This window comes from Sphingobacterium olei (genome assembly GCF_005048855.1).
Taxonomy (GTDB): domain Bacteria; phylum Bacteroidota; class Bacteroidia; order Sphingobacteriales; family Sphingobacteriaceae; genus Sphingobacterium; species Sphingobacterium olei.
This window is the reverse complement of the sequence record NZ_SUME01000013.1, coordinates 93,651-101,833: the sequence shown is the minus strand read 5'-3', so window position 1 is coordinate 101,833 and position 8,183 is coordinate 93,651. Positions and strand designations below refer to the sequence as shown.

Annotated in this window: 8 protein-coding genes; 1 reads left to right on the top strand and 7 read right to left on the bottom strand. The window is 39.0% G+C overall.

The annotated features are described in order from the left end of the window. From FAZ15_RS21705 to FAZ15_RS21685, 5 genes are all read right to left on the bottom strand, one after another. The coding region (locus tag FAZ15_RS21705; RefSeq protein WP_202912468.1) for a glycoside hydrolase family 88 protein at positions 1-298 on the bottom strand (298 nt) is incomplete at its 3' end. A 157-nt stretch (positions 299-455) separates the two neighbouring features. Further along, entirely contained in the window at positions 456-1,427 is a 972-nt protein-coding gene (locus tag FAZ15_RS21700; protein WP_136903472.1) for a pectinesterase family protein, read from the bottom strand. Between the two features lie 4 nt (positions 1,428-1,431). Continuing rightward, on the bottom strand, positions 1,432-1,848 hold the full coding sequence (locus tag FAZ15_RS21695; RefSeq protein WP_162305028.1) for a two-component regulator propeller domain-containing protein: 417 nt from the start codon (positions 1,846-1,848) through the stop codon (positions 1,432-1,434). Between the two features lie 232 nt (positions 1,849-2,080). Continuing rightward, positions 2,081-3,304 carry a glycoside hydrolase family protein gene (locus FAZ15_RS21690; RefSeq protein WP_317130501.1) on the bottom strand — a complete coding sequence of 408 codons (1,224 nt, stop codon included), beginning with the start codon at positions 3,302-3,304 and terminating at the stop codon, positions 2,081-2,083. Between the two features lie 353 nt (positions 3,305-3,657). Beyond that, positions 3,658-5,385, bottom strand: a complete 1,728-nt coding sequence (locus FAZ15_RS21685) for a thiamine pyrophosphate-dependent enzyme (protein WP_136903470.1) — start codon at positions 5,383-5,385, stop codon at positions 3,658-3,660. A gap of 211 nt (positions 5,386-5,596) precedes the next feature. Between FAZ15_RS21685 and FAZ15_RS21680 the strand changes: the two genes are divergently transcribed. After that, a complete protein-coding gene (locus tag FAZ15_RS21680; protein WP_136903469.1) occupies positions 5,597-6,094 on the top strand; it encodes a hypothetical protein in 498 nt (165 codons plus the stop codon). A gap of 64 nt (positions 6,095-6,158) precedes the next feature. Here the strand turns inward: FAZ15_RS21680 and FAZ15_RS21675 are convergent, their stop codons facing one another. Together FAZ15_RS21675 and FAZ15_RS21670 are read right to left on the bottom strand one after the other, a co-directional pair. Next, positions 6,159-6,593: an FKBP-type peptidyl-prolyl cis-trans isomerase gene (locus tag FAZ15_RS21675; protein ID WP_136903468.1), complete on the bottom strand. Its 435-nt coding sequence runs from the start codon at positions 6,591-6,593 to the stop codon at positions 6,159-6,161. Then, complete coding sequence (locus tag FAZ15_RS21670; RefSeq protein ID WP_136903467.1) at positions 6,577-8,097, bottom strand: acyl-CoA dehydrogenase; 1,521 nt, start codon at positions 8,095-8,097, stop codon at positions 6,577-6,579. The genes FAZ15_RS21675 and FAZ15_RS21670 overlap by 17 nt, the downstream gene beginning before the upstream one ends. Positions 8,098-8,183: the final 86 nt, after the last annotated feature.

The following is an 8,183-nucleotide window of genomic DNA, read 5'->3' as shown; positions in this document are numbered from 1 at the left end:
CTATATTGTATTCTTGTGGCTTATACCCCAATATATCACCGCTTTCATTGATCATGGTGTCTACATAATCATAAATATACGCGTAGTATTTGCGCTCTCCAGTCTTATCGTAAGTTTGTAATATCGACTGCGACACTAATCCGTGACAGTAGTTCCATTTCGGCGCTTTTGAAAAATCAAGCATCCAGGCTTCAGGATTACGTTTCATCTCTGAATCGACCATTCGCACATATTTTTTTTGGGCGAATGCTCCGAAGCTAAGAAAAGAAATACAGATCAGTATTAGTAGTTTTTTCATGTGCATTTTTTCTAAAAAACATCTTTCTAGATGAGGGCTTACTTTTGGTGTAAAGATTGTTTTTACGTTCATCTAAAAATACGAACTATATCTCCCCCTCGGGGCAAATATTTCGTAAAAAAGGTTTGATTTCTCGCTCAACACAACTTTGTTACATTTATTTCGGCGTTATAGTGATATCATCTTCTATAAAACCGGGATGTTGGCTGCCGATCACCTTCTCATAGGTGAAGCTCGTCGCTTGCTCTGTTGTCAGCTGTCGAGACCAAGCTACTCGTGTACTTGGACTAGCTCCTTCTCCGGTAGAATTATATTCAGCATAGAAAGCGGTGGTTTCATTAGCAGCATTCCCCCAATTGTGCCATCCCTCCTTACGGATATGTTTACCTAAATTAGGCTGTAGAAATACAACCTTTGCATGGGGTCGCCAAGGTCTTCCAAGATAAACAGACCCTTCAGCAACAGTTGGATAAGCAATAATTTTACATTTTTGAAAAACATACCCGTATAGTTGATTTTCTGGGGTTGAAGCCGCAGTAATGTAGCCATTTCGTGTACTTTGCATATGGCATTCATCAAAAAAAGCGGTAGACCCACCAAAGATAAAGTCTACTGATCCTTCGATAAAGCAATCCCGAAGATATTGGAACGTACCATTGCCTGCATACCAGGTATCTTGATGTCCCAAAAAACGACAATTCCGAAAGGAAGATCGTGCTCCGCCAATATTGATTGCCAAGGCCTGGCCTGCATCGATACCTGCGGTATTTTCAAATGTCAGGTTTTCTGCCACAAAGAAATCACCATTTGCAAAAAATGAGGCAGATCCACTGGTACCAAATTCTGATCCATCAGGCCTTAGTCGTTTGGCATAGTTGTCAAAGATCAGGATGGTATATGCAGCATCCTCCCCATAGAGATAAATATAGTCTTTATTTTTAGAGATCGTGATTACTTCTTTATACGCTCCTTTCTTAATATAGATATAGAAATAGGTCTTCCTATTATTTGGGGCAGCATTAATGGCTGCCTGTACCGTCGTAAAGTCGACTGTACCGTCTGCTGCCACAACGGCATTGGCTTGAATATTTTTATCCGGCTCATCCTCCTCTTTGATAAGTTCCGACAACGAATCATCTTTCTACTGATCCTAACCTAACATAATCTTTTGAAACCTTTAAAATTTTATTGAATGGAATTTTCTTTTTATAGCGCTCTTCTATTATTGTGGATAGCGACGCAAATTCTTCTGTTTTCTTATCAAACCAATATATCTGTTTATCATAGGTTTTAATCCAGAGTAGATTATTCTCCCCATCCAAAATCTGTACAATCCTTTTACTTTCCAGATATGAATTACCTTTTAACGTAGGTTTGTACGTTTTGAAATTCTTGCCATCAAATCTATTTAAGCCATTCCAAGTACCGAGCCACATAAAGCCATCTTGATCCTTTACGACAGCGGTTACAGAACTATGTGCTAGTCCGTCTTCTCCTGAGTAGTATTCTATTTTACAATTTACCTGTGCAAAGGAAAATGTAGAAATCATGAAGCAGATGAAAAAACAGATTGATATATTTGGCATTTAATATTAGAAAATAGGACTAAAGATACTAAATTATTTAGAAGCTTAAAGACCCCCGATCATCGAATAAACAGTTTATTCTAAACCAATCAAATTCTGCAATCCCCCATCGTTTTGTTTTACTGGCCTATACAAGGCTTCCTTTTTGGACGCCTTTAGGTTCAATTTAAGGATATATACATTAAGCCTATCTTAATTATCTCTTATCCCCTAATAGATTCCTGTACCGCATAAGTGCTTCGACGTAATAATAGTCTGCATACGTTAGTGGTACATCCACTTCTGAATTGGCTAAAAGGTGTCCGACGGAGTGCGTGAGGATAAATCCACCGTTACTACCTTTTTTGGCTTTGTAGACATCTGAAGACAGGTTGGTTAACATATTCTCGGCTGCCCGCAAATATTGATTTTGTTGTTCTCCATCTACATATGTTTGTAACTCTAGCAGCGCAGAAGCAATAATGGCAGCTGCAGATGCATCACGCTTTGCATCAGGAATATTCTCGGCATCAAAATCCCAATATGGAACACCATCTTTTGGAAGATTCGGATGGTTAAGGATATAATTTGCGATGTGTACCGCCTGGTTTAAGTAAATAGAATCCTGAGTGTCTCGATACATCATGACATAACCGTATAATCCCCACGCCTGTCCGCGTGCCCATGCAGATTCATGTTGTGCACCCTGTGCGGTATGGCGATGGCGCACAGCACCCGTAATGGTATCGTAATCTATCACATGATAAGAGCTATAGTCATTACGAAAATGATTTTTAAGCGTGCTATTGGCGTGAATTTTAGCAATATTTGCAAACTTGGAATCACCGCTTTCACGAGAAGCCCAATTCAGAAATTCCAGATTCATCATATTATCAATGATAACCGGAAATTGCCACTGATCGGTATGGTGATCCCAGGATTTAATAGCTCCAACGGCATCTTTGTACCTCGATATTAGAGATTCTGCACCTTGCAACATCACACTTCTATAATGCAAATCGGGCATGAGACGATTGGCATTGCCAAAACTACAATACAACATAAAACCTAGGTCATGCGTACCTTTATTATTTTTTTCTTTTTCGAGCAACTGCAATTTTTGCTTAGCCTCGACAGCTAAAGTCGAATCGCCAGAATATTCGTATAAATAAAGTAATGTTCCAGGGTAAAAGCCAGATGTCCACCATCTGGTCGAGCTAGTTTCCAACGAATCTTGTTCTTCATAATAGGTTTTTGGTAACGATTGAGGAGGTAACCGCTTGGCCATAACTTGATATTGTTCTACGGCGTTCTTAAGTTGTTGGTCAACGAAGTCTGCTGTCAAAAGTAACTGATCTCCATTTGTTGATGAGGTAGACTGACATGCAAGTAACGTCCCTGTTAAAGCTAAGAGTAAAATTGATTTTAATTTTTTCATCATCTAAATATCATGTGGTTTATGGTTAACAACGAACAAGATAAAGAAAAATCAAAAAGCATTCAAAGGATTGTAATGAATTAAAAGCGAAAACGTTTTCGGATTGTCGATTGCGTTTAAAACTGTTCGTTCATTGGTTCCAGATTTACCATCACTCTGGTCATGTTTCCTATGTTAACAGCGCTAGCTATCGAAAGCATTGTCGTTGTGCTGTCGCCATAGGCATAAGATACCTCTATCGTTGTTTTATGAAAATGATCTATTTGGATCTATCCGTGTTTAGTAAACTCGAAACCCAATGAGGTTGGGATATCCGAGTGCTGTGTAAAAAGAATTACTTGAAGAAAAGGTCGAAATTAAAAAAGATGTTTATAATTTGATTTTATAATTTCAAATACTTCGTCCATCTTTCCGCCAAGCATCAATTTTGTCATCGACTTCACCATGCCCACAACCTGTTCTGCTTCAACTTTAGGAGGCATAGCTAAGGCATTGGGATTGGTAAAAACATTTAAGAGATAAGGCCCTTGATATGTAAAAGCACGTTGTAAAGCCTCTTCGACTTCATCGGGAATATGTACTGACTCACTACGTATACCCATCGCCTCTCCTACTTTAGTAAAATCTGGATTGAGCATATCGGTTTCGCTGTCGGGCAAACCAGCAACTTGCATCTCTAGTCGCACCATGCCTAATGTCCTATTATTGAATACAATTATTTTTATCGGCAACTGATACTGCTTGATGGTGGCTAGATCACCTAGCAACATCGATAGCCCGCCATCTCCGCATAAGGCGATAACCTGTCGATGTGGGTGTGCCAATGCGGCACCAATGGCCATTGGCATTGCATTGGCCATAGAACCGTGATTGAAAGAACCGAGCATTGTCCGCAATCTCGTTGATTTTATAAATCTTGCTCCCCAGACACAGGACATTCCTGTATCAACCGTAAATATAGCGTCGTCGCTTGCCAACGTGCAGATAGTGCTCGTTAAGAATTCCGGTTGGATATTATCTTCCTTACCAGTTTCCTTCACATACGTATTGAGATTTTCTTTTACTTTTTCATATAGTTTGAGTTGACTCCTTAAAAAATCATCATTCTCCTTTTTATTTAACAACGGTAAAAGCGCCTGAATAGTCGCCGCAGTATCACCACAGAGTCCCAGAGTTAATTGCGCACGACGGCCAAGTCTCTCGGGGGCCGTATCAATTTGGACAATTTTATTCTTGGTAGGCATAAATGCCTCATAAGGAAAATCGGTACCAAGCAATATGACTAAATCAGCGGCATGCATACTATGAAAGGCCGATGGCATTCCAAGCAATCCCGTCATTCCTATCTCATTGGGATTGTCATATTGAATACTCATCTTCCCTCTAAAAGAGTAACCCACAGGTGCATGGAGGTATTGGGCTAATTGTAAAACTTCTGGATGTGCATGCTCTGCACCGATACCACAAAACAGGGTTATCTTTTCATGCGCATTGATAAGAGTTGCCAACTGTTCTAGTTCCGCATCATTCGGGCGGATAACAGGTTTTGTCCAAAAATATTGGGTCGATGTAAGATTCTCAACAGCATCCATTTCGGTCAAATCGCCCGGTAAACCGACAACTGCTGCACCTCTTTTACTTATGGCATGCTGTATGGCAGCTTGCAACATTCGTGGTGCCTGTTGAGCCGTAGTAATCATTTGGTTGTATACACTGCAGTCATCAAAGAGTTTAATCGTATTGGTTTCTTGAAAATAATCCATTCCAAACTCATGTGTGTTTATTGTTGAAGCTATTACGAGTAAAGGTACATGAGATCTATGCGCATCGTATACACCATTGATTAAATGTACGTGTCCAGGCCCGCAGCTGCCAGCACAGCAAGCCAAACCATCCAACTCAGCTTCCGCTGCCGCCGCATAGGCCCCTACTTCTTCATGACGTACATGTATCCATTTTATTTTTCCATTTCTTCTAACGGCATCATTTAAATGATTTAGACTATCACCCGTAACAGCGTAAATTCTTTTTATGCCCGCCTCTACGAGCATTTCTACAATTTGATCAGAGATATTTTTTTTCATAAGTACATTACCTGTCTTCTAACAGCTATATGGAACATTCCATAAATAGCGAATTGAGCTAACTCCTTATTAACAACATCTATAGCTAAATGTTGTTTGAAAAAACTAAAACTGAGATTCTCAGGCATGAATTAGCAGGCAGTTTATTAACCAGCGTTAAAAAAGAAAACTTTCTTGGCTCATAACGGTTGTTAGAACTATAAGATCAGTTATGGCAAAATTAATACTATGCTATTTATTTATATTCAGCGTTCAGCCGAGTAAAATGCAGTCAAGTTTGGAACAATTGCGTCAGGCTTATTCTTCAGCTTCAACAAATACAGAAATCTGTAGAAAACAGCTTGACCTGATAAAAGAGATCAAAAACCCTACAGTCTTAGAACTGGCATATTCGGGAGCATATCATGCGATGTGGGCCGAACATGCTACTTCTCCTTTAGCAAAGCTAAATTCCTTTAAAAAGGGAAGGGATGAACTGGAACAAGCCATCAGGGACGGCAAAGGAAATACTGAGATTCATTTTTTACGTTTAACTATTCAGTATCATGCACCTGCAATGGTACGATACAAACAAAATATTGAAGAGGATCTCCAAAACGTACTTACAAATTATGACCAGGTATCGTCCGAAACTCTGAAAAAAAATATTAAAAAATTTTTAATTCAAACGGACCTTCTTTCTAACGAACAACGAAAAAAAATGATATAAATCACGTTACACTTTGCCGTAAGCAGGACGGCTGGCAAGTTAGCAAAGTGGTAACGACATACCCCTAAAGAATGGCAATTAATTCCATTTGGAAAATTAGTGTACAATTGCCACCGGATGTATCCGTAAGGGGTTCAAAACCGTAGGCCAATTGGTGGGGAATATATAACTTCCAAACACTACCTACTGGCATTATTTGCAAAGCTTCTTGCCAACCGCGAATAAGTTCATACACAAAAAAAGCTTCCGGTTTATTACGTTTGTACGAGCTATCGAATACAGTGCCGTCCAATAACTCTCCTTTGTAATGGCAAATAACCTTGGATTTCATTTTTGGAATATCGCCCTCTCCTTGCGATATTACCTCATATTGCAATCCTGAGGACAAAACAATAACTTCTTTGCGAGTAGCGTTTTCCGTTAAAAAGAGTACGCCTCTATTTAAGTTTCTTTTCGCTAAATCCTTTATATGTTTAAGATATTTATTCGATTTCGCCATTTTTATCACTATCACTGTAATCCATCCAATTGGAACCTTCATGATAGGCTACGATAGGAACAGCATTATTATAATCAGAAAGATCTGATAACAATTTTTTGATATCCATTTCCATATGTTTAAAGCTATTCTCAAACAGATCTGTACGAAACCCTTTCTCTACCATGAGATCTACATACTGTAGACACACTAAGCGAGCGATTACCTTACCAAGTACTACCATCTGTCTTTGTACCAGCGTATGTTCCAACGAAAAATTAAGATGTTTTTTTAAACGAGAAGCTATACGATTTGTGCTTTCAAACTGAGACATGAATAGATAGAAGTTTTCTTCCTTCTGCTTTTTCATCTGCTTGATAACGATTTCGGATATTTGTGTATACAGCATCTCATTAGATCCTTCAAAAATTTGAAAAGGTCGACTATCCACGATACCCCTTCCTGCAATGTGATCGATCTTATAGCCACTAGAACCTGATAGCTGGACACATATCTGAGCCGATTCTTGCATAAGATCTGTTACAAGCGCTTTCATACTATTTGCTTCTAGCCCTTTTGAAGACAGGTCATATGATATTCCACTCATAGTGGCGCTGTATGCACACATTCCTGAACACAACGTATAAGAAGACTGTATACGGGATAACTGGAATTGTACAGAATCTAAATCAATTAGTTTTTGTGCTCCAACCTTTCGAGTAATACAATGTGACAGTGCTTCGTCCAACATCCGTTGAATAAAGCCCATCCCCATGCCTGGAAATTGTAGGCGGCTACGATGCAGAATATCAAGCATCATCTTAATACCTGTACTCGGAGGTTGTAACTTTTGATTAGCAGGGACAGTAAGATCAATTGTATTTAATCCATAAGGAATCATATATAGCCCAAGGTTGTTGAAGTATTGTTCCACCTTAATCTTTTGTTCTGTCTTACTATTATCTGTAACAAAGAACTCGATATCACGAGCAAGTTCTCCACTGGATAACTGTTTCCGGGCGGCAATTAACCAAAAATCGGCCATTCCTGTAAGTCCTTGCCAATGTTTCTGCCCTTTAAGCTTATATTCCCCATTGTCCAATGTGGTAAAATTCGTACGCATATTCAATGCATCGCTACCAAAATCGGGTTCTGTTATCATTAGTCCACCCATCGCTCCATGTTCAATAAACCGTTGGAATATATCAGCCTGTATCTCAGGTAGACCATATTTTGCTAATGGTTCTAAAAAAAGGGCAATATTTATTCCGAATGTTAGAGACAATGGAAGCGACTCATAAGAAGCTGCGGATAAAATACCTAAACACTCCTTTACTTTAACTCCACGACCACTAAATGCTTCTGGAACCGCAACAGATAGCGGGCTTAGTTCCATTATGTCCGTCCACACTTCAGGCGGTAAACCTCTCTCAATACTTAACTCATTTATATTAGATTCTTGGTGGAATAGCTCCACTAGCCGTTGCTTAAATCGACTAATAAAATCTTCATATCTTTCACTCATAAACTATAATCTTTCATTGTTTAATAACACGTTTTTAAATTTATGAAAATCTAACCAATAACACGACCAAATTTCGAAAAGACAGA

Coding starts and splice junctions, on each gene's coding strand:
- FAZ15_RS21695 (WP_162305028.1), bottom strand. CDS start 1,848: ATGATTTCTACATTTTCCTTTGCACAGGTAAATTGTAAAATAGAATAC.
- FAZ15_RS21690 (WP_317130501.1), bottom strand. CDS start 3,304: ATGATGAAAAAATTAAAATCAATTTTACTCTTAGCTTTAACAGGGACG.
- FAZ15_RS21685 (WP_136903470.1), bottom strand. CDS start 5,385: ATGAAAAAAAATATCTCTGATCAAATTGTAGAAATGCTCGTAGAGGCG.
- FAZ15_RS21680 (WP_136903469.1), top strand. CDS start 5,597: ATGGCAAAATTAATACTATGCTATTTATTTATATTCAGCGTTCAGCCG.
- FAZ15_RS21675 (WP_136903468.1), bottom strand. CDS start 6,593: ATGGCGAAATCGAATAAATATCTTAAACATATAAAGGATTTAGCGAAA.
- FAZ15_RS21670 (WP_136903467.1), bottom strand. CDS start 8,097: ATGAGTGAAAGATATGAAGATTTTATTAGTCGATTTAAGCAACGGCTA.